Origin of the sequence: Bradyrhizobium altum, assembly GCF_020889705.1 — a bacterium.
GTDB classification, from domain to species: domain Bacteria; phylum Pseudomonadota; class Alphaproteobacteria; order Rhizobiales; family Xanthobacteraceae; genus Bradyrhizobium; species Bradyrhizobium altum.
Map to the genome: position 1 here is coordinate 1 of NZ_JACMYP010000010.1, position 19,743 is coordinate 19,743.

22 protein-coding genes, 5 tRNA genes and 1 pseudogene are annotated in these 19,743 nt (G+C 60.4%); 14 read left to right on the forward strand and 14 right to left on the reverse strand.

Annotated features, from left to right (window positions below; all coding sequences use genetic code 11):
- The 5 genes and pseudogenes from H8B02_RS05025 to H8B02_RS05050 all read right to left on the reverse strand — a co-directional run.
- Nucleotides 1-249, reverse strand: a pseudogene (locus H8B02_RS05025) (hypothetical protein); the annotation flags it as partial.
- A 679-nt stretch (nt 250-928) separates the two neighbouring features.
- The gene (locus H8B02_RS05035) at nt 929-1,306 is read right to left on the reverse strand and encodes an NUDIX hydrolase (RefSeq protein WP_229165152.1); all 378 of its coding nucleotides are present in this window, start codon (nt 1,304-1,306) and stop codon (nt 929-931) included.
- A 54-nt stretch (nt 1,307-1,360) separates the two neighbouring features.
- Nucleotides 1,361-1,582 carry a hypothetical protein gene (locus H8B02_RS05040; RefSeq protein WP_229165153.1) on the reverse strand — a complete coding sequence of 74 codons (222 nt, stop codon included), beginning with the start codon at nt 1,580-1,582 and terminating at the stop codon, nt 1,361-1,363.
- 494 nt (nt 1,583-2,076) lie between these two features.
- Nucleotides 2,077-2,283 carry a hypothetical protein gene (locus H8B02_RS05045; protein WP_229165154.1) on the reverse strand — a complete coding sequence of 69 codons (207 nt, stop codon included), beginning with the start codon at nt 2,281-2,283 and terminating at the stop codon, nt 2,077-2,079.
- Between the two features lie 591 nt (nt 2,284-2,874).
- On the reverse strand, nt 2,875-4,458 hold the full coding sequence (locus tag H8B02_RS05050; protein ID WP_229165155.1) for an amidase: 1,584 nt from the start codon (nt 4,456-4,458) through the stop codon (nt 2,875-2,877).
- Between the two features lie 143 nt (nt 4,459-4,601).
- On the opposite strand from H8B02_RS05050, the gene H8B02_RS05055 reads away from it, so the two are divergent.
- The 6 genes from H8B02_RS05055 to H8B02_RS05080 all read left to right on the forward strand — a co-directional run bounded on the left by H8B02_RS05055 (nt 4,602) and on the right by H8B02_RS05080 (nt 7,715).
- Nucleotides 4,602-6,365, forward strand: a complete 1,764-nt coding sequence (locus H8B02_RS05055; protein WP_229165156.1) for a winged helix-turn-helix domain-containing tetratricopeptide repeat protein — start codon at nt 4,602-4,604, stop codon at nt 6,363-6,365.
- A 172-nt stretch (nt 6,366-6,537) separates the two neighbouring features.
- A tRNA-Ser gene (locus H8B02_RS05060) sits at nt 6,538-6,625 on the forward strand.
- A gap of 436 nt (nt 6,626-7,061) precedes the next feature.
- Nucleotides 7,062-7,136, forward strand: a tRNA-Lys gene (locus H8B02_RS05065).
- A gap of 5 nt (nt 7,137-7,141) precedes the next feature.
- Nucleotides 7,142-7,218, forward strand: a tRNA-Gln gene (locus H8B02_RS05070).
- 83 nt (nt 7,219-7,301) lie between these two features.
- Nucleotides 7,302-7,376 (forward strand) — tRNA-His (locus H8B02_RS05075).
- A gap of 265 nt (nt 7,377-7,641) precedes the next feature.
- Nucleotides 7,642-7,715, forward strand: a tRNA-Trp gene (locus tag H8B02_RS05080).
- Between the two features lie 4 nt (nt 7,716-7,719).
- Here H8B02_RS05080 and H8B02_RS05085 read toward each other — a convergent pair.
- Both H8B02_RS05085 and H8B02_RS05090 read right to left on the reverse strand, forming a co-directional pair.
- On the reverse strand, nt 7,720-8,166 hold the full coding sequence (locus tag H8B02_RS05085; RefSeq protein WP_229165157.1) for a hypothetical protein: 447 nt from the start codon (nt 8,164-8,166) through the stop codon (nt 7,720-7,722).
- Nucleotides 8,111-8,275: a hypothetical protein gene (locus tag H8B02_RS05090; protein ID WP_229165158.1), complete on the reverse strand. Its 165-nt coding sequence runs from the start codon at nt 8,273-8,275 to the stop codon at nt 8,111-8,113. The genes H8B02_RS05085 and H8B02_RS05090 overlap by 56 nt, the downstream gene beginning before the upstream one ends.
- A gap of 451 nt (nt 8,276-8,726) precedes the next feature.
- On the opposite strand from H8B02_RS05090, the gene H8B02_RS05095 reads away from it, so the two are divergent.
- A complete protein-coding gene (locus H8B02_RS05095) occupies nt 8,727-9,278 on the forward strand; it encodes a cupin domain-containing protein (RefSeq protein ID WP_229165159.1) in 552 nt (183 codons plus the stop codon).
- Between the two features lie 285 nt (nt 9,279-9,563).
- Here H8B02_RS05095 and H8B02_RS48390 read toward each other — a convergent pair whose 3' ends face one another.
- Complete coding sequence (locus H8B02_RS48390; RefSeq protein ID WP_312000620.1) at nt 9,564-10,199, reverse strand: DUF1330 domain-containing protein; 636 nt, start codon at nt 10,197-10,199, stop codon at nt 9,564-9,566.
- 274 nt (nt 10,200-10,473) lie between these two features.
- On the opposite strand from H8B02_RS48390, the gene H8B02_RS05105 reads away from it, so the two are divergent.
- Nucleotides 10,474-10,839 (forward strand): DUF1330 domain-containing protein, encoded by a 366-nt coding sequence (locus tag H8B02_RS05105; RefSeq protein WP_229165160.1) that lies wholly within the window; start codon nt 10,474-10,476, stop codon nt 10,837-10,839.
- Between the two features lie 442 nt (nt 10,840-11,281).
- Here the strand turns inward: H8B02_RS05105 and H8B02_RS05110 are convergent, their stop codons facing one another.
- Nucleotides 11,282-11,887 carry a septal ring lytic transglycosylase RlpA family protein gene (locus H8B02_RS05110; protein WP_312000621.1) on the reverse strand — a complete coding sequence of 202 codons (606 nt, stop codon included), beginning with the start codon at nt 11,885-11,887 and terminating at the stop codon, nt 11,282-11,284.
- 176 nt (nt 11,888-12,063) lie between these two features.
- On the reverse strand, nt 12,064-12,327 hold the full coding sequence (locus H8B02_RS05115; RefSeq protein WP_376711597.1) for a hypothetical protein: 264 nt from the start codon (nt 12,325-12,327) through the stop codon (nt 12,064-12,066).
- A gap of 706 nt (nt 12,328-13,033) precedes the next feature.
- On the opposite strand from H8B02_RS05115, the gene H8B02_RS05120 reads away from it, so the two are divergent.
- From H8B02_RS05120 to H8B02_RS05145, 6 genes are all read left to right on the forward strand, one after another.
- Nucleotides 13,034-13,459 (forward strand): hypothetical protein, encoded by a 426-nt coding sequence (locus H8B02_RS05120; RefSeq protein WP_229165161.1) that lies wholly within the window; start codon nt 13,034-13,036, stop codon nt 13,457-13,459.
- A complete protein-coding gene (locus H8B02_RS05125; protein WP_229165162.1) occupies nt 13,437-13,724 on the forward strand; it encodes a hypothetical protein in 288 nt (95 codons plus the stop codon). The genes H8B02_RS05120 and H8B02_RS05125 overlap by 23 nt, the downstream gene beginning before the upstream one ends.
- A gap of 206 nt (nt 13,725-13,930) precedes the next feature.
- A complete protein-coding gene (locus tag H8B02_RS05130; RefSeq protein ID WP_229165163.1) occupies nt 13,931-14,182 on the forward strand; it encodes a DUF6894 family protein in 252 nt (83 codons plus the stop codon).
- A 30-nt stretch (nt 14,183-14,212) separates the two neighbouring features.
- On the forward strand, nt 14,213-14,905 hold the full coding sequence (locus H8B02_RS05135) for a Crp/Fnr family transcriptional regulator (protein WP_229165164.1): 693 nt from the start codon (nt 14,213-14,215) through the stop codon (nt 14,903-14,905).
- A gap of 430 nt (nt 14,906-15,335) precedes the next feature.
- Nucleotides 15,336-15,731 (forward strand): hypothetical protein, encoded by a 396-nt coding sequence (locus tag H8B02_RS05140; RefSeq protein WP_229165165.1) that lies wholly within the window; start codon nt 15,336-15,338, stop codon nt 15,729-15,731.
- A gap of 288 nt (nt 15,732-16,019) precedes the next feature.
- A complete protein-coding gene (locus tag H8B02_RS05145) occupies nt 16,020-16,433 on the forward strand; it encodes a hypothetical protein (protein WP_229165166.1) in 414 nt (137 codons plus the stop codon).
- 26 nt (nt 16,434-16,459) lie between these two features.
- Here H8B02_RS05145 and H8B02_RS49345 read toward each other — a convergent pair whose 3' ends face one another.
- The 4 genes from H8B02_RS49345 to H8B02_RS05165 all read right to left on the reverse strand — a co-directional run bounded on the left by H8B02_RS49345 (nt 16,460) and on the right by H8B02_RS05165 (nt 19,058).
- Nucleotides 16,460-16,879, reverse strand: coding sequence for a hypothetical protein (locus H8B02_RS49345; protein ID WP_512699902.1), 420 nt, complete (start codon nt 16,877-16,879; stop codon nt 16,460-16,462).
- Nucleotides 16,872-17,153, reverse strand: a complete 282-nt coding sequence (locus tag H8B02_RS05150; protein WP_229165167.1) for a hypothetical protein — start codon at nt 17,151-17,153, stop codon at nt 16,872-16,874. The genes H8B02_RS49345 and H8B02_RS05150 overlap by 8 nt, the downstream gene beginning before the upstream one ends.
- Nucleotides 17,154-17,210: 57 nt before the next feature.
- Nucleotides 17,211-17,465, reverse strand: coding sequence for a hypothetical protein (locus H8B02_RS05155; RefSeq protein ID WP_229165168.1), 255 nt, complete (start codon nt 17,463-17,465; stop codon nt 17,211-17,213).
- Between the two features lie 1,362 nt (nt 17,466-18,827).
- On the reverse strand, nt 18,828-19,058 hold the full coding sequence (locus H8B02_RS05165) for a hypothetical protein (protein WP_229165169.1): 231 nt from the start codon (nt 19,056-19,058) through the stop codon (nt 18,828-18,830).
- Nucleotides 19,059-19,743 lie beyond the last annotated feature (685 nt).

Sequence of the window (19,743 nt, forward strand, 5' to 3'; positions counted from 1 at the left end):
GATGTTCTCGGAAACGTCTTCGCTCCAGGCTTCGGCGGTGTTGAAGCCGATCACCCGCAGCGGATTGGAATACTCACCTGCCAGCATGGCCCGGATCACGGTTTCGAGGTCGGTCGCCTCAAGGCCGGCCTCGCGCCAGGCGCGGCCGATTGGGCCAAAGTCGTCGGCGACCAGGTTGACCGTCTGATCCGTCGAGGGGAACGATCGAGGGTGTCCAATTGGACCGACGCATGACGCAACTCCACCCAACTGAGGGTGCCGGCCTAGAACGCGATAAAGAAACAACCCAAGAGCAATAGGGTGAGCAAAACAGACACCCCGGCTGCCAATTCTAGGGCGTCGCTGGGCTCTGTTGATCGGTTCACATTGGGGGCTGCAAACCGGGCGAACAGAGCCATTCCTCGAGATGGGAAGCGGTCTCTGCCTGTCTGGCCTTCTTAAGGGTGAGGTGCTTTTCGTCGCCAATTGGCAATTCCTGGGCCCTCGCTCTGAGGCGCTGCGCCTCGTCGCATAGACGCTCATGGAGGGATTGAGAGTGTTTGAAACGACGACGCTTCATGGCCATACCGCTATCCTTTCCGTTTTGGAAAACGGCGTGAGCGCAGTGATGGCGTTCTCGTCACCGATAGATACCGAGAGTCTCGCGGCAACGATGTGTAACGCCTGTAACCGAACCGAAGTTCCCGACGGTTCCCCACAGCTCGGAGATCAAAAATGGCCCCAGCAAACCTTGGAGGCCGGGGGCGATTGCTGGGGCCACATGGCCAGTCCCGCGTCAGTCGAGATTGGTCGACCTAACTGTGATCCGGATTTGCGGTAGCAGCAAGCTTGAACCGCGGCCAGCAGCCAACGCTGAGGAACAAGTGGCAATTTTGCTTCGGTCGATTCACATGCGTTATTCCGATCCCGACCCCATCCGAGACGGTCTCTATTTTGGAAAAAGCTTGTCCCTTACGTATCGGGATGTCGGCGTAAGACGAACACCTCGCGGCTTACGCCAGATCGCCTTGTCGATCTCGTCCTTGTCGCCGATTGTCAGGCGACCGGACGCTTTCCTGGCGACAAAAATAGCATCGCTCATGATTTTTCCCGAGCGGCCGTTCTTTGATTTTACCTCCTTCCAGAGGCGGACGCTTCCGAGCTTCAGCTTGGGAAGCTCCTCTTTGATTTCTCTCCGCAGGCAATCCCGTTCAGTCTCGCGGGACCGCTTGCGGCCGCCAGGAAACATCCAAAGCCGATCACTTTTGCGCCGCACCAACAGGACCCTGCCGCGCTTCACCGCGACGAGTTTTGAGGATTTTGCCATTCGACACTCCTGCTGCGCCGATCAGAATCGGCAGCAATTATAGCAGGGTATCCATTACCTGAGGCCAATCCGGGCTACGGCCAGGTCCGCGATTTCTTTCGGATCGTTAATGCCGGCAGCGCCAGCCTCGATCACCTTGCGGGCCACCAACTCGCAAAGCGGGTCGTTACGATCGACCAAGCCAATTGAGCGTAAGGCGAAATTGAAGGCCTTGTTCAAAAGTTCAACTTCCGCCGGCGTGTGTTTGCCGACTTGAAGCAAGCGATTGATCGGCATGTGTCACCTGCCAGGAGACGCGCGTTCCATCCTTATAGCACGGGAACCCATTGGCGGCCCGAGATTATGGACACATCCTAAAATGCAAATTGGCTCCGTATCCGTGGCGGATCAGCCAGCCGCGACCGCGAAATTAGACGCTTGTCAAGTTGGGGTAGCCCGGGAGGGCCATCGCGGTTGCTGCGCTTTTTGCGATACGATGAAGTCGCGCTCCAAATGGTGCGCTCGTAATTGGGCGGCTCATGGCGCCGCCGCCTAGCCCCGGAAAGGCTGCTGGAACCGTCTCGATTGCGAGTTTGCACCCCAACAGCACAACGCCGCCCGCTTAAAATTCATGCGGTCGGCGTCGGCGCTAGCCCCAGGATTGGAAATTGCAAAATCCTGACCCTCGAAGTCTATATCTTTCGTGCCAAGAGGGAATTGGCGAAAGCGGGGTACTGCGAACGAATGCCGCCGTCCCATCGCTGGGGCCGTTTCTCTTCTTCGGCCGCGGCTCAGTTTGAATTTCGCTGATCCAAAAGCCGCTTTAGGTCGCTCTCAAATATCGCCAGCGCCTGCTCAAAATGTTCGAGCAGTTCCTGAGCCTGGGCCTCGTTAGCAACCTTGCCACTCGCAATCCGTTCACGCTGGTTCGCCACAATGCGGCGTCCATCCTCAACGCGCTCTTCTGCGATTGCTATCTGTTCATCAAGAGTAGGCATGAGTTCGTCTCCCGACCGTTGGCAGGCGGAACTCGAAATTGGTCATGTTGGATTACCATATGTAAATTTTTAGACTGGGCCGCGAATATTAAGGTTGGGACGGGCCGCTCATTCCGGCGAGGCCACAGCCATCGCGTCGGGAGTAATCTTGCGCAGCTGGAAAGGGTCGAAATCATGCCTGAGTCGGACCGGTTGCCAGAAGGCGATTATTTGCCTGCAGAACCAGCGGAGCTTTCAGAAGCTGGTGACGTAAGAATATTTGGGCCGTGATGTCGCGGCCTATGTCGCACAATGTCCAACGGATCGTGCATGTCCTTAGAAAGTTAACTGGCATTGCTAAACGATGGGGGAAGGCGAGTTCGATCCTCGTCAGGGGCGCCACTTCGATATTGCGCTATCGCCCGGTTCTTCGATTGAACCCGGCAAGTTTTCGAATTGAGCGCACCGTCAGCGTAATCCCGACCACCGACGGCCGGGAGCGACATCGTCGCTTTTACCTTACCGTCTCGATTGGCGCATGCGCGGGTCGTCGGTCTGCTCCTCGCCGTTCCTGTGCCCCTTAAGTCGCAGCACCTGCTCTCGCGAGGCAAATCAAAGCGGGATTTCAGGCGGCCTTGTAAATCCCCCATACTTCCTTTCGAGCAGTTGAGCGAACGCAAGTGGGGTGCGGTCCTCGAACAGCGGGCCGATGATCTGCGCGCCAATGGGAAGTCCTGACTTCGACCGGCCTACCGGCATCACCGTCGCGGGCAGGCCCGGAGGCGTCGCGACCGTCGCCCAGACTATCAGCGACAGATAGGGGTGAGCCTCGCCGTCGATGTCGATCGTTCGATCCTCCTGATCCGGCGTTTGGTCGTGCGGGAACGCGGTCACGGAAAACGGCGGACAGACAACCACGTCGAATTCCCTGAACAGACCTGCCCATTGCTGGCGCAGGCGGGCCCGCGCGATTTCCGCCGTCATCCACGCGTGGTGGCTAAGCAGCGGCGCGCGCATTCGCCATGCCTTGAGACTATCGTCATCCGGCTTCAGCGCTGCGACGCTCTCCTCAATCTTCTTGAAAAATTCAGGAGGCCGGCCGAACGCGGTAAAGTTGCGTACCATGCGGGTATGCAGGCGTGCCGACTCGGCGAGATCGGGGACGAGCGAACTGGACCGTGCGACGATTGCGCCCGTCGCCGTGAGCCGGCCGGCGAGCCGATCGAGTGCGTCCCGAATATCGCTTGCCACCGGCAGCAGTGGATGACTATCCAGCACAAGAACGCGGAAGTCCCTTAGTACTTCATGTCGTGGCGCGGGAAGCGCGAGATGGTATGCGCGCGCCTCGTATTCGTCCGGACCGGCGATCACGTCGAGCGTGGTCGAAAGATCGGCCGCGGTACGGGCCATCGGTCCGCAAACGCCAAGCCCACTGGTCAGGTCGGTTGCCAATGCGGGTGAACGAGGCGGTGCGAGGCCGCGCTGGGGGACCAGATTGGATGTCGGCTTGTGAGCGAACACCCCGCATAAATGTGCCGGCACGCGCAGCGAGCCGCTGATGTCGGAGCCGAGCTCGAGCGGCACGTATCCGGCGGCCAGCGCGGCGGCCGATCCGCCGGACGAGCCGCCGGGCGTTCGCGTGAGATCCCACGGGTTGTTGGTCGTTCCATAGATCTCATTGAAGCTTTGCCAATCGGCCATCGCGGTTGCGAGATTGGTCTTTCCCAGGATCACGGCTCCCGCGGCCTTGACGCGGGCCACCGCAACGGCGTCTTCGGCGGCCCGCCATCCACGGCCCGACGGGAAGCCCCAGGTGGTCGGCAGGCCGCAGATATTGAAGGCTTCCTTGACTGTCATCGGTATTCCGAGCAACGGCTGGCGCTCGCCGCGGGCGAGCGCGGCATCGGCCTCGCGCGCCGCCGCCTTCGCGCGTTCGAAGTCGCGCACGACCACGGCATTGATGCGGGAATCGAGCGCCTCGATCCGGCCAACCGCGTGCTCGAACAATTCGGTCGCCGAAATCTTGCGAGCGTCGAGCAGCGCCCGCAGCTCGCCGGCGCTGCGATAGTCCAGTCCTTGCTCGGCGGAGGATGAGTGCGGGGCCTGCTGGGCTAAAGCCGAGGGGAGCCGGGGTGCGGCCGTGGCCGCGACGGTGCTGGCAACCGCCCCGAGAAGGACACGTCGGTTGATTGTCATGGTCGGCCTCCTCCGTATCCGATCCGGTGCCGTTCCCGCGCCCCTCGATTTGGACTAGGTTGGTGGGCCGGCACGGCGTCGGCATCGCCATCGTTCTGCAGAGGCTAGGCGGACTGGCGCCGCGACGCCCGAAAGAGGGCCGAATGAACCCCGAAATTGGCACGAAAACCAAGCCGAGTGCCGCCGATGGCGACGAACCGCCCCCGATTCGCCGCGGCGTTCTTCACTTTGCCGATTTTGACGTGGACCTGGAGCGGGCCGAATTGCGGGTCCGCGGCACCGTGGTTGCGTTGCGCCCGAAGAGCTTTGCGCTGCTGGTTTACCTAGCCTGTCATCCCGGTCGGCTGCTGACCAAGGATGAGCTCATTGAAACGGTTTGGCCGGATGTGTCGGTAACCGACGACTCCCTCGTTCAGTGCATCAGCGAACTACGAGCCGCGCTTGGAGACGGCGATCAGCGCCTGATCAAGACCATACCTCGCCGTGGTTATTTGCTGGATGCCCCCCCTGTCGATGCGCCGCCTACCGATGAAACGGTCGAACGCGGTGCCGGTGCGGTCGACTCGCACAGCCCATCGCCACGACTTCCCCCGCGCCGCGGATCGTTGTGGTGGCTGCCTGCATTCGCGACCGTATGTAGTGTCTCGCTTGCCGGCGCGCTCTGGTTCGGGTTTCCGCATCGCGGACAATACGACGCCTTCGTCAGCAAGAACACCATCACGGTTTTACCCCTCGTCGGTGTTGGCGGCGAGAACGCCGCTGACCTCGCCGAGGCCGTGACCGAAGATCTCACTATTGAGGTGTCGCGCCTGCCCGACACGCTCGTGATCGGACATCTACCAGAGGATTCGCCGGCGCGCGCTGATAGCGATGCACAGAACGTCGGCCGCCGATTGGACGTGGCCTACGTCTTGGGTGGCAGCCTGCACCGGCAAGGTGAAGCCGTCTCGATCGCCATGAAACTGCAGGCGAGTGCCACCGGCGCGCTGTTGTGGTCGGGCCGGTTCGACTACGCCGAACAAGCCGGATGGAATTGGCGCCGAGACGTCACGGCGCGCATCGCCAACGAGCTGAAGGTACGTATTGACGAGGCCGCGAGGCCCTTCGACCGTCCTTATGCCGGGCGTACGTTTGCCGCTATTGATCCCACGCTTCAGGGCTGGCGCCTGCTGAAGCGGATTCATACACGGGAAGAGCCGCAGCGGGCGCGCGCGCTGTTCGAGCTGGCGTTACAGATAGACCCCGACTCCGCCTCTGCGCTGGCCGGACTTGCCCTGAGTCACATCACCGAGGTGCTGACGCGCTGGAGCAAGGCGCCGGGCACCCAGACCGCGCTCGCCGCGCAAGCGATTGAGCGTTCATTGGCGCTGCAACCAAACGATCCCCGCGCAAACTACGTGCGAAGCCTGGTGTTATCGGCGCAAGGTCGGATCGATGATGCGGAACAGGCCATCCAACGCGTGCTGTCACTCTATCCGAACCAGCCGCGGGCACTGCAGCGGCTGGGCTTTCTGAGGCTGCAACAGGGCCGTCCGGAAGAAGTAGTCGCGCCGGTCATGCTATCGCTCCGCCTTGATCCACTCGATGCCGAACAGGTGAGCCTTGGCCACTTCACGCTGGGAATGGCCGAATTCCACCTGCATCATGACGAGGCGGCCTACGCACACATGCGTCAGGCGATGATAAGTAGTCCGCAAAATGGCTTTGCCTGGCAATGGCTGGCGGCGATCGATGCCCTGCACGGTCGTAGCGAGCAAGCCAGGAACAACCTGATCGAATACCAGAAGCGCATTCCCGGCTCTACGGTCAGCAGCCTGAAAGCATCGGAACCCTCGCGCAATGCGGCGTTCTGGCAGGAGCGCAATCGCTTCTATGAAGGTCTGAGGAAAGCGGGACTGCCGGAGTAAGGATCCCAAGCCCTTGGCCGCCATGGCCTGTTCCTGCCACATCTCATCGGCTCCGCGGACTGATCGAAAGGGCCGTGGTCGACCGTAATAGGGGCCAGAAGTGCGACTTGCTGTGCGCAAATTGTCACCGCGAAGTCCATTCGCCTGAGTGGATGATACCAGAACAACATAAGGAAGCTTGGCAGAGTGGCCGATTGTGCTGCGGTGCTAACGGAGTAGACCGCCAGGTCTCAGAGGTTCAAATCCTCTAGCTTCCGCCAATACGTGACCTTCGGGTCTGGCGAGTTCGACTCTCGCTCTCTCCGCCACATCATCCGGCGTCAAAGCGCCGTCTCGCCGCGGCAATAACTTCGCGGGTTGCCAGATCACCTTGCTCAGCCATGTCGGCGCAAGGATCCGTCTTCTGCTCCTCGCATGCGCACGAGCCATGAAGTTGCCGGCAGAACGCCCATGACCTGAGCCGCCAGACACGGTTCTCGGTTTCGGTGAAATTCATGCCCGCTTGGGTCATAGGTTGATCACCTGGTTTCCACCCAGGCCAAGTCGGTTCGAGTCCGGCAGCCCGCACCAATTTTCAAAGGGAAACCCCGAGGAGAATGAATCTCCTCGGGGGCCCTCCATTCGAGCGCCGGGCGCCGCGGTAACAGCGTTCCGGCGGTTGCCTTCCTACTCGCGGAGGATGTGGGCGGCAAATAGCCTGCCATCGCCTGGTGGAAAGGGTACGGCTCTTTAAGCCGGACTTCGCGGGTTCAACTCCCGTTGGCAGGACCAACCATGGGCGCGTAGCCAAGGTGGCTAAGGCACCGGATTTTGATTCCGACATCCGCAGGTTCGAGCCCTGCCGCGCCTGCCAACATCATCGCAGGGCCTCTAGGGTAGGGTCTCGGTCTCATAAGCTGGGATAGGCCGGTTCGAAGCCGGTACCTGCGACCATCCCCTGACTTCGTTCAATGGTAGGACGCTCGGCCGTGGACCGGGAGACGCGGTGTTCGATTCACCCACTCAGGACCATTAGGTGTGGGTCAGTGCTTGCGCGGCGATATTGCGGACCTGTTTCAGCGTGTTCTCGTATCCGAGGGGCCCGAGCGTACCAACTGTTGCCACGCGCAAGATCTCTTCGATCGACGTGCGCAGCGTGTCGATTTCCGCCGCGCCGACATCGAGAGCGACGTGGGTAGCCCTTTGCCAAAAATCGGGTGCTCAGACCGGCCGCTTGGCGTCGCTCCGCTAGCTTTTGCTCCAGTCTATCTTTCGTCTTCGTCGTGCCTGTCTCCAGGGGAGTGTCGTCTAGTGGTAAGGCACCGGCTTCCAACGCCGGTTACGTGGGTTCGATTCTTACCGCTCCTGCCAAACTTCACAACCCTGGGCCGACCCGCGGCGCCGACGCCTGCCGGGCCGCTAACTCAGCCTCAGCTGCGCGCAGCGAGGCCCACGCCTGTTCGAGCAGCGGCGCCGGCGCGTTCGCCAGGATCTCGAGCGTGGCGCGTTTCTCTGGCAGATACGTCTTCGCGAAGCCGGGATTGTGCTTCGAGATCGTCGACGTGTTGCTGATGAGGTCGGCGCACTTGATGCCCTGGGTCTCGGTTCCGGTCATCTCGAGTCGGAGCCGATCGGCACGTTTTCGGCGCTCGCGGTTCATGCCCTCGGCTGGCGGCGTGTCGGTGAGGTCGAAGACCATCAGGGCGACGGCGGAGCCAAACTTGGCGCAGACCGCGGGCAGGGTGACGTCGGTGTCCTCGACGACATCATGCAGCCATGCCGCGGCGATCGCGGTTTTCTGACAAGCCGGTCCGTTCCACAATGCCGGCGACCTCCTCGAGGTGAACGAAATACGGTTCGCCGGTGTAGTTCCGTTTCTGTAGTGCATGCTTCTCCCGCGCGAATTCGCGAGCCATTTCGATCAAGTTCATTTTCTCTCCATCGCCCGCTGCCGCTGAGCGGCCGCATATTCGCGGGCCAAAGACCTGGACGCTTCGCCGCCAGCCAACTCCCCCAAATCAATCATCCTATTCCGACGGCCATGCCAATATGAAAGGCGGCGGTTCGGCCCGACCTCGGGTGCTGTCCGTCGGCCAAGGTTCTGTCCGCAGGCGTCGGTGGCTGAGAGACCGCGAGCGCTCCCGCCGCACTAGGAATGGAGCCGGTCATGCATTGGTATGAGGAGCTCGGCAAGCAAGCGCGCGCCGTGTCTGACGCGGCGCAACTTCGCAGATGGGCCAAAGCCGGCCCTGGCAGGCGCATCGGAGGCGGGTCCATTGAGCATTGAGAGGGAGGAGGAACGGGCCTTATACTTGCGCGCTGGAAGCCGAACAACCGTTCTGGTTTCGCTCGCACACCATCACATAGCTAGGCGAGGTTGCCATGCACACCAAAGCCATGAAGACACGTCTCGGCCTTCTTTATTTGCTTGCCGCCGTTGTTGTCGTCCTTGCTCTATCCTCCATCTCACGCCCGGTCTTTGCAGCTGAGAGGGCATTCATCGTTCTGCCCGGCGAAGCATCCCGCTACGGCGGACAGCAAGGCCGCGAGGGAGATTTCACCGAACTATTGGCGACGGCTGACGAAACTGGGGGTGTGCTCGGCATCTTTCGTCAAACCATCGCACCCAAGAGCGGCCCTCCTACGCACCTGCACGGAATGGAAGCTGAGTTTTGTTACGTTGTGAGCGGCCAGTTCAACTTCAAACTGGGCGAAAGTATTGTGAGCGCGCCCGCCGGGGCCTTTGTCTTCATTCCTCGCGTTACTCCGCACACGTTCCAGAACATCGGGACGGAGCCCGGTGTATTGCTGTTCGGTGTGACGCCCGGTGGGTTCGAAAAGATGTTCGCTGAGCGGCAAGGCGTCGATGCCGACACGAACCAAAAGCTGATGGCAAAGCACCACATGCAAGTTGTGGGGCCGCCTCTTCGGTAGGCTCTCGATTGAGTTAGGACCGACTTCCGCTAAGGGTCCAAAATGCGAAGAACTCAGGTTGACCAAATCTAGTCCGGTGCGCCGCGATCAGCGGACCCCCGTCTGACGCGGCGCAACTTCGCAGATGGGCCAAAACCGGACTCGATCCCCGAAAGAGTGTCGGACGCAGGAGCGGCAGCGAGTATGATCGCTCTCATGGTTAGACAATTGATGACAAGATCAGCGTCGCGAAGAACGCGGTCTGCGCACCGCGGAGGAATGAACGAGACCGCCGACTGCGGGGGCTCAATCCGTGGGCTGCGGGCCGTCGTAGCCTTCGATCACGATGATATCGATGTCCACGGCGCCCGCGCGCAGTGCCCTCGCCTTGGTGTATTCGGGTGAGCGGTAGCAGGCGAGCGCGGTTTCGTAGTCCTTGAACTCGATCACGATGTTGCGGTCGCGCGCCTTGCCCTCCACCGCCTCGAAGGTGCCGCCGCGCACCCGGAATTTCGCGTCGTATTTGCGGAGCACCGCCGCGAGGGCGGGCCCGTAGGCTTTGGTGTATTCAGGTTTGATCACATCGATGCGCCCGATCCAATACCCCTTCGGCATGTTGTCCTCCTCATCTTTGCATTTCTCAAAATCAAAAGGGGCCACTCCACTGGGGGTTAAATTGCTCTGCGGTGCCGATGGTTCCGTCGGGTTGACGACACCGTTGGGCTTGAGGTAGCGGCGCGGCGGGGCCAGGCTAATCGAGCGTGGAGGTCCGTTCAGGGGCATTTTCGACGCATTTGGCAGAGATTGAGGACTGGTTGATGTCCGCTCCTGTCCGTAAGCGCCGTACCAAAAGCGGGCCAGGAGCGTTGCGTTGGCCGGACTGCCGTGATTCAAACTCCCGAACTGGGGGCTCGAATCATGCGCTACGAACTCGCCGACCATGAATGGACCGCCATCAAGCCGATGCCGCCGAACAAGCCGCGTGACGTTCCTCGGGTATACGAGCGGCGAGAGGCGGGGCGGGCCCCATTCCAAGGCATCATATGCAGGAGCACCCAACAGGTACCCAGGCAGAAGTGCTGCACTCCGAAGCCAAATTGATGAACTTCCGGTCGGCCGTCGCGACTCACGCTAGGGCACGTTGCCTTAGCCAATAGCTGCTGAGTTTTGTACCCAACGGAGGGACTTTGCCATGAGATCCAAATTTGGAAGCGTAATGGTAATGCTCGCAGGCGTCGCAATTGGAGCTATCGCAGTTCAAGGCCTCCACGCTCAGGGAGCCAAGCCGAAGGCCTACGTCATCAGCGAAAATGAGATCCTCGATGCTTCGGCCCAGGCCGCTTACCTGCCCACGGCCCGCAAGTTGATAGCAGACGCTCATGGTCGCGCTTTGCGTACCGCGGCCGGACGGGTTGTTCAGATAGAGGGTGGCGCACCGCCCAAGAGTGCAGCACTCACCGAATGGGACAGCGTAGATGACGCGGTGGCATTCTACAAATCGAAAGCCTGGGCGGACCTTGCTCCCCAGCGCGACAAGGCGGTCAAGGTCGTGCGCAGGTATGCCGTCGAAGTCGAGAAATAGCCTCCAGACCGCGTGCCGCAATAACTGACCAGGAGGCCGCCCGCCTTGGCGGCCTTCCTTCCAGCGTCGACAGCGCGGCTCGGGAGTGCCTAACAAACGGCCCTTCACTCACTCTCGGTCGCTAGCAAAGTGCCGTACTGCCTGAGCTCGACGAATATGCCCAGCGCGATCCGCGCTCGCGTTGGGAGGAGGCGGGACAGCCAGCGGGTTGGTGCAGTGTTTAGAAGTTGCTCGGTCCAGATTACGGCATTCCAGTCGTTTTCGTAGGTAAACATCGGCTGCCAATGATCTTGCCGTCCGGGCTCATGAAGTATGCGCGATAATCTTTTCATTCTATTACCGATGGATCGCGAGTCTCCCGTAGCGGCGCGATGAAGCGGCCTCAGCGTTCGTTCCCAACGCGCTGGGGCAGTTTTCAAGTGCGTCCGTCCGCCACGTTCCGCTAAAGCACCTCCGCATGAACGTGGACTACGCCACGATCCGTAATGCCCAAACTACGCGCGGCGCCGAGTGAAAGGTCGAGCATGCGACCGGGAACAAACGGTCCGCGGTCCGTAATGCGAACCACAACCGATTTTTTGCTGGCGAGATCGGTGACGCGGACTCTCGTGCCGAACGGCAGGCTGCGATGGGCCGCCGTCAGTGAATCCCGATTGAACGGTGACCCATTCGCTGTTTTTCTTTTCCCGTATGAGTAGAACGAGGCTTTTCCGGTAAAGACTTGATTGAAGGATCGTTTCCCTGAGCGGGGCGTCGGATCAGATGCCGACTCTTGTCCGGTCGGAGGAGGTTGCGTTTGTGGCTCATCCTTCCTCGTCTGGTCCGGTGGCGCAGGGGCAGGCTCCGCGTGAGCCTTGGGAATGATGGACCACCTGTCTTCGAAGGATTGCGCTACAGCAGGATTGGCGTGAAGGGCCAAGCAGGCAGGGACGGTTGCAATTGTGATCATTCTGGAGAGCAAACGCATAATCTGCCTCACTAAAAATCCAAAAGCATAAGAGTAGAATGCAAGCCTGTGAGATGCGTTCCTCCACGTCACGGCGGTCATGCCCAAGCGGCCCGGTCTTGCCTATCTCCGCAGCCTGCAATTCGTCGACAAGGAGAACATCGGGCTCGAGGGCCATTCGATGGGCGGCTGGACCGTTCTGGGGCCCGTCGGGGCGGACAAAAGCCGCCCCGGTCGTTGTCGGGGCGGGCATGGCTTTTGGAGCAGCACCGGAGTCGCTAGCGTTTCGCAGGTGGCCCGCTCTTGTTGCCGGGCAGGCCTTTCACGTTCGAAGGATCCTGTTGCTGTACGTGCTCGTTCTGAGGATTCGAGCCTACCGTGCTTTGGCCCGGCGCCGGCCCGTTCTTGTTTCCTGGGGAGCCAGCTATGCCGGTGCCGGAATTCTGCGCGCTAGGAGCGCTGCTAGTCCCAGTCGGATCGCTTGCAGGGCCCGGCCGACCCGGAGGCGTTGCGGCCGCTCCAGGACTGTTCTGGTCTCCCACGTATCCGGACTCGCCGGAATTGCGCGTCTTCACGCCCTTGTCGGCCTCGCTCTGCTGGTTCTGGGCGCTGGCGCGTTCAGCCATCATCGGACCGGCCGCCACAATCCCCGCAACGAGCAGCGCAATGGTGCATTTTTTCATGAGCTTCCTCCTAAAGGTTGCCCCCAACTCCACAACTCTCTCCCGTATGATCGTTTCCGCGCTGGCTAAAAGATTGCTGATCACGCCGTGCGGAGGACAAGTACGCTAGGCCTGCCAAGGCATAGGCTGGCCCCGAGATGGCAGCCAAGAGTCAGGTTGCGTCGCGAGAAGACGTGCCCCGTGGCGGCAAAGGGGCGCGAGTGAACGCGACTGAACAAGTCTTTGGCCGGGCTGGGTCAGTCTCACGAACGTCTGCACGCATGGTACTTGAGCCCCCTTCATCGCGTACTGCAGCCCGGCCCAATATTCTGCCGGCGTCGCTTTGTCCTCGTCGATCATGGGCGGCCGATGACCGGCGGTAGCTCAGGCCGATGCCTCCGTGCATGTTTCCCCCCAAGAGACCTGGCCGCCCTAATCGGCATCCGGCTCGTTTTTGCGTTCAGTTGAAAGCAGACGTGGAGGAGGCCATCTGCCGTTGCGAGGGTGTCGGAGCAGATGACGGCTTCAAGTCTCGCCTACGATGACTTACGGGACCGGCGTCGGCGGCGCCGGGGGCGGCGGTAGCGTGAATGTCGGCGTTCAGGGCGAGGTTCACGGCGAAGTCGAGAACAAACTGATCGTCGAAGCCGGGTCGTCGCTTCTGCAAGTCGTGAAGCAGGCGCAGCTAAGCGATCAAGATCGCCGGCAATTTGAACGGCAACGGCCCCGGGTCGCTGGGGCATTCGTCGCCGGACGCGGCCGCCGGCGCCGTCGACCGGGAAACCGCTGGGGCCGCATTTTGCGGCGAAATCCAAGTCCTGTGCCAGTTGTTGAGGCAGCCTGTACGGCGGTCGCCGCCATTCTGAAGAACCCAAAACTCGGCGACGAGATCGCGATCGCTTTGATCGGCACCCGCCACGCGGTCTTGATCCCGATCGCTGATGGCGTCGGCAAGATCGCCGCCGAAGTTCAGGTACTCAACGGCGAACATGAACACGGTCGAACGAACTGAACGGATCAAAGCGCTCATCAAAATCGCGGTCGCCATTCTTCGGCGCAACGACGTCGGTGGCTATCTCGATTTTCCCGAGGGTGGGCGCGTTCGCTCCTATGAGTTTCGCTTCAACGAGATGGTGCTATCGTTGCGTCGTCGTGTCGACGTCGACGCAACGGAAACAACGTTGATCGTGAAATTCGATGGCGAGAAGGTCTTGGGAGTGTCGTGGACGGTCGACGGCTTCACGAAGCGATCGGGAAGCGCAGCTTTGTCGATATAGCCGGTTGCCCGCACTGGGCGGACCGTGTGATCCAACTAACAAAGGCCGCAGCGTGGTTCATGGTAACGTCTGAAACGGCGTTGGCTCCGTCCCCTCGGCGCCGACGTTCCGGACGCTGCCCGCCCACTACCAACCGCTCAGCTGCCGCGGGCGTGGCAGCCCTGCGGGCGCTGGCGGCCTAATCGTCGATGGACGTAGGAACGGCCGTGGAATTGGCACGTTGCGGATTTATGACGCGATATTTCTTCGATTATCGCCCCTCGGACAGCGAAGCCGCGATCGACGAAACGGGGCACGAACTCGAAAGTCTTGACGCTGCACGAGCGATGGCTTTTGCTGCCCTCGGCGATGCAGCCTTCGACAAGGGTAGGGACGCGCACGAGTTCCGTCTGACGATCGACATAAGAGAGGGCTCGGAGGTCGTAGGCACCGCTACTGTGACTATCTCAACCACGTGACCCGCAATGCATCAACGATTGATAGCGCGCTTGCAGGCAGTTTCCGGCCTTGCTCAGGAAGAGCTTGCTGTACTGAACGCGCTTCCTCACACCGTCAGAAGTCTTGATGATCGAGAGAGCATTCTGAAGGAAGGTGACGGGGCGTTTAACTGTGTCGTGCTCATTAGCGGCTTTCTATATCGCCGCAAAATCGTTGGTGATCGAAACCAAATACTATCGCTGCACGTCCCGGGCGACATTCCCGATCTGATGACCTTGTACTTGCCGACGATGGATCACGATCTGATCAGCGTCGGGCAAAGCGTAGTAGGGACAGTGCCGCACGCGGCGCTAAGGGCGATGTTCGACAGGCAGCCCTCGTTGGTCCATACGTTTTGGCGCGAGACACTTATTGACGCGGCAATCTTCCGACATTGGGTCGGCAACCTCGGCGCCTTGGACGCCCTTCATCGCGTTGCACAATTGTTTTGCGAACTTGCCGTGCGTCTTGAGTTTGTAGGCCTGCTCAACAGGGGCAGCTTTGCTTTCCCCCTGACGCAGGCTGATATTGGATCAGCTTGCGGCCTTTCGACAGTTCATACCAACAGAACGTTGCAGGCCCTTCGGAGGCGAGGGCTGTTAGAATGGCGTGGAGAGATGGTGACGCTTCCGAACCGCGGAGCGTTGGAAGCGCTTGCTGATTTCAACGCTGACTATCTGCAACGAAGTTCGAAATCGGCGTAATTGGCGCCTACGCAGGCGCCGAGGGATGGTCAACGTTCACCCCAGTTTTTGGGAAAGGACTTCCATTGCACATAATCGTAGTTGCCGGACCACCGATGAACGATGCCGTCGCGTTGCTCGCATCTGAAGTACTTGGTCGCCGGCCGCGACACTTGGCTGGCTTCGTAAACGGCCTTGCAGCCCCCACAAACGAACATGACACTGACGGTCCGTTCTGCGCCGGGCATCCTCATTTTCTTGCTGCTGGTGTCTGTCATTGGGCCGCCAGGTTGGGCGGAGCCACAATCTCTCCCGGAGAACGGCGGCCCCTGACCGCGCGGTACGCATGACCAAAGCCAATCCGCACGGCTGGCACGATGATTGGACGTAGACCGAGGGGCAGCAACGCAATTCAGTTCTTAACCTTGCCGTTTGAGGTTAACGGCTAACATTGATCGCCGCTGCCTACAGCGCACAGGCCGATGCGCCGGATATCGACGCGCAGGCGAAGCGGCGGCTGGCTGACGAATACGATGTGGCGCAGGCGCGCGGCGAACTACGGAAGCTAGGTGACAACCAAGCCTCTTCCCGTTCGGGAAAACCTGGCCTTCGCGATATCGGAATTTCCGACAAAGGCGTGCTCGACGCCCGCCAAATCCGCGACGCCGAAGCGCGCGATCCGGGCGTCGTTCGACGGACCGTCGACGCCGCCTTGAAAGCTGGCAAAGAACCGAAAAAGGCGCCGTCCGGAAAGCGACGGCGAAGGCTCGCCCGCCGGCGCCGTCCAATTCAGCGCCCTTGTCCAGCGACGTCCCGGCGATGCGGTCCAGATCGGCGCCTAGACTAGCGCCCTGGCGCGGGTCGCGTCGCGCTGGATCGATCGTTCGGGCTTCCCCGTCTTGGCGGCTGTGTCTGCGCTTAAGCGATCCTTCAAGTCGCCAGCTTGGCGAGTTGACCCTCGCCGCGCGCCGCCATGCTTCGTTTCCGGATGCACAGCTTCATAAGCCGCCTTCCGCTTCGCGATCAGCTTCGCCCGCTGCGCCGGCGTCCGTCACGGCGGATCAGTCAGAGTTTTGACCGGCGGTTAACCGATGTCGCCTAGGCTTTGTACCCAGCCAGACCCGGAGACGTGGAAGTGTCCTTCCAACTGACCGTCTTGAAAGTGCTGGCCGGCCAGTCCGCCGGGCGGGCCTCCGTTGCCGAAGTCCGGCACGCCGTCGAAATCCTGATGAACAGCGGCAGAGACTGGACCGATCGCATGAAGCGGTTGGCCGAACATGCGCCCGACCTGAATATCTTCTCGGCCAAGTTCATTCTTCGCGATGCCGCCGGCTGGGAAATCACGGAGGAGGGGCGACAATTCCTGGCCGCGCTCGAAACGGCGGCCGCCGTTCAAAGGTCACCGCTTCGATCCGTGGACGATCTGCCAACGACCGAGCCCGCCGCGCCGACGGTGACGGAAGCCGCAAAGTTGTCTGATCCTCCGCGAAGACGCCGTCGTGCTAGGCCGCGATGGCGAAGCGGGAAGGATCGGCAAGGTCGTCGGTGAATGTGTACTGTCAGAGACACTCAACCTTATCGGCCGTTCGCCGCGGCTCCGGCCGGCGTCACCGAGTAGACCGTTTCTTGGAGACTATGATTTTGGCTTGATAGCCAGCCGAAGTTCTGCAGTCGCATGCAAGGTCGATGGTCGACGTTCCCTTCGAGCCGAACGGAGCCGCCACTGTCGATGATCTTCGCAAGAAGCTCGCGATCTGATGCTGCCCGCATCAATCGCGGGACACGAGTGCGAAGCCACGTTCGAGCGCTTGTCTGAATACGGACTTGAGGCCTTGATCCGCCAAAATTGCTTCGCCCGGCCGGAAGTTGCTGACGACGCGCCATTCGAAGACGGCGCTCGGTTCGGGCAGCTTTGCAGGATCTAAGGCATAAGCCGTTCGGCCAGGAGCTTCGCCATAGGCACCTTGGCGCGAAGGCCATCGAAGCGTCAGGCATCGCTGCCGCGCGCGATCGAGCGCGCGAAATCCATTCCCTGTTGTCCAAAATTCGGAAGCATCCGCCGCGAACGGTGATTGGCGTGCTGATCCTCGCGCGCGCCGTGACGCTTTTCGAAGAGGCGCAGCGGGGCAACTATGACGGCGGCGAACAGGGGCGGGGTCTGCTCCTCGGCCGAGAGCTTGCCGATGCGGTGCTCCGCGTCGCGGGTGCAACGGCGTAACCTCCACCGGCCGGCGGCTTCGGCCGCCGCCCAAGGAACGGGCGCGGCCATTGACTATGAAATATTCGAAGTGACCCCAGCGCGACCGCATCGTTCGAAGATCAAAAACTAGGACGGTTCACGCTTCGGAGCAGTCGCTGCAGTACTGTAGGTCTTCGCGAAGACGGCCGCGTCCTGCGCCGCTCTGATTTCACGAGCGGTCTTCAGTGCCCGACGTAGAAACGGGTCTTCAGTTTCCTTCGTCAAAGTTATCAGCTTGTTGCAATTGTGGCAGTTGACTTGCAGGCCGTCGCGAATTCGATTGGCCTTCTCTCTGAAAACGCGCGTGCAGGCTGGGCAACGAATTTTGACTTTGTCATCCATCGATTTTGCGCCCTGTGCCTGATTAAATCCTAAAAGAATGGCGCATCTGAGCCGTCATCCGGCCAATCGCGTCAGTGTATTTGGCTCCTGCGAAATGCTGATCTGCAACGTACAAGCCCGTGGCCAAAATTGCCGCAATGAGAAGTGTTCGGATCATGAGGTTGGCTGCAGCGTTTGCGGAACGCCGTATACCGGGACGCGCTTATTTTCGTGCTCAACGAGATCAAGCACGTTCTTGCAGACCGGACACTCGAACGACCTAAGCTGATAGCGCTCCGCAATAGGCGAAAGCCTGATCAACTTCCGTTCTACCTGACAGAGAAGACAAACAGCGAGCAGCATGTTGGTCGTGAGTTGCTTCGATAATGCGTTGGTACTTGAAAAAAGGTGCGCCGTTTTGGGCGTCGTTGGCCATGACCGCAAGGCAGCCCTGCCGTAATGTGACCCGCCGCGCTGAGAACGTGACGGGGTCACTTCACAACAAAGTCAGGGCCGGGCAAGTGGTCCAGACCACCGAACGGTATTTCTGATGCCCTAATAAATTCTTACTCGCCGATCAGTTCTGCGATTCCGGCGGTGTTGCATCGTTTAGCACCGCGTCTGGCGGGGAATTAGTATTCTGAGCCGTTTGAGTATTTCTGAATGAGAACAATAATTTACGCGAATAACGTAGGATATAGAAGTCCATCCCCGCCCGTCGTAGTTGTTACTCATCACCGCGCAGTCCCTCGGTATCCATCGGTGATGAGAACGCTGTCACCGCGCTCCCGCCTTCTTCCAGCGGAAAGGAGCGCGCTGTGATCAAGCGTCGCAATCGAACCAAGCATACGAAGACATTCGAAGAGAGATTGGCCGACGAGGCCGCGCGCTTCAGGGAAGCTGCGGCTGAACTCCCGCCGTGCACTCAGCGAGAGCTATATCTTCGTCGAGCCCGTCAGGCCGAAACGGCAGCCCATATCAACGAGTGGCTGAGGTCGCCCGGGCTACAGCCGCCTAAGGCGATTCAGAAAGAGCATGTCGCCCGAATGGTGAAGGTTAGCCGAGAAGGCGATCTCAATGGCCAAGGTTAAAAATCCCGGCGAGCCCGCCGGAAAGGGCGAAGTCTCGCACGACCAGTTGAATGATTGGCAGCACAAAGACTCGGTTCGCCCGAGCGAGCGCGAGGCACGGCGCGACAAGCCGGATGGAAAAAGGCAGGCCGGACGAGCAGGGCCTGCTGATCGGCGAAGCAGACGAAGATGACGTTGGAAGTGTTCGAACAGCACCGAGTCAAGATGGGGGACGACATTTTCGGCGAACTGGTGCTGTGCATGAGCGAGGAGGCGAAGCGCCCGGCGGAGACGCTGCAATGACGGCCGGCGCTCACCAATCGAATTGCACCAAATACCGCTCCTTCAACCTGTTAGTTATGGCTGTAACAGCATACTGGACGCGATCGAGATCCGCTCCGTCGCGGACGGTTGCTACGAGTGCCCAGTCCTCGCCGGTCTGCTCGACTTCGACATGTGTGACGAACTCTCCGCCAGCGAAGCTGCGAATTTCGCGCAGTGCCATGAGCTGAAGATGCTTCGCGGATATCAAGGTGTTGGGCACCGGGTTGCTCCTTGGCGTCTGGCTCGGATTCAACCAGAGTCGTGCGGCGCCGTTCCTATGCCGGCATTAAGCCTCCAGGTGGGACGCTTCCAATGATCCCCAAGCAGCAGCATTCGGCCCTCAAGTTTGTATCAAGTGTGGGATTGTGGTTCTCGACGCGCTCGGAGTGTCGAATAAAGAACTCGCACACCAGATTTGCCCGACGCAAGCTGAGCCATCTCCGAGAACACGAGCGGGCGGAGTTTCGATTTCCGTCGCCGATGCCCGCCGTGCACGCGATGTCGGGCGTCGCGGTCCAAGCCGCTTCGTGTCGAAAAGCGACTGACGGATGGTCGAGCATGGGGGTGTAACCAAGGACCGCAATGTCTCCCCGACGCGCCCGCTTATTATTCGCTGAATCTATAAGCTCCCGGTCCGCTCTCCTGGTGAAGCAGAGCTTGGCGGTTGCCAGCGGCAGGTTTCCTAACTCGCTGGCGATTCGGCCTCTTTCAGCTAGTCGCCGTCGGATATGGCTTGAAGCCCGGCGAACATAGGCGCCGGCTAATCCCCCGGATCAGAAGGAAAGGCGCGCAATAGTCGCGCGAATGTCAGAGCATGTATTGTTCACTTGATCAAATTCCGCGCGAATGTCGGCTTGCAACGCCTCACTTCGCGCAGCCTGATATCGGCAACTGTTTAGCGTCAA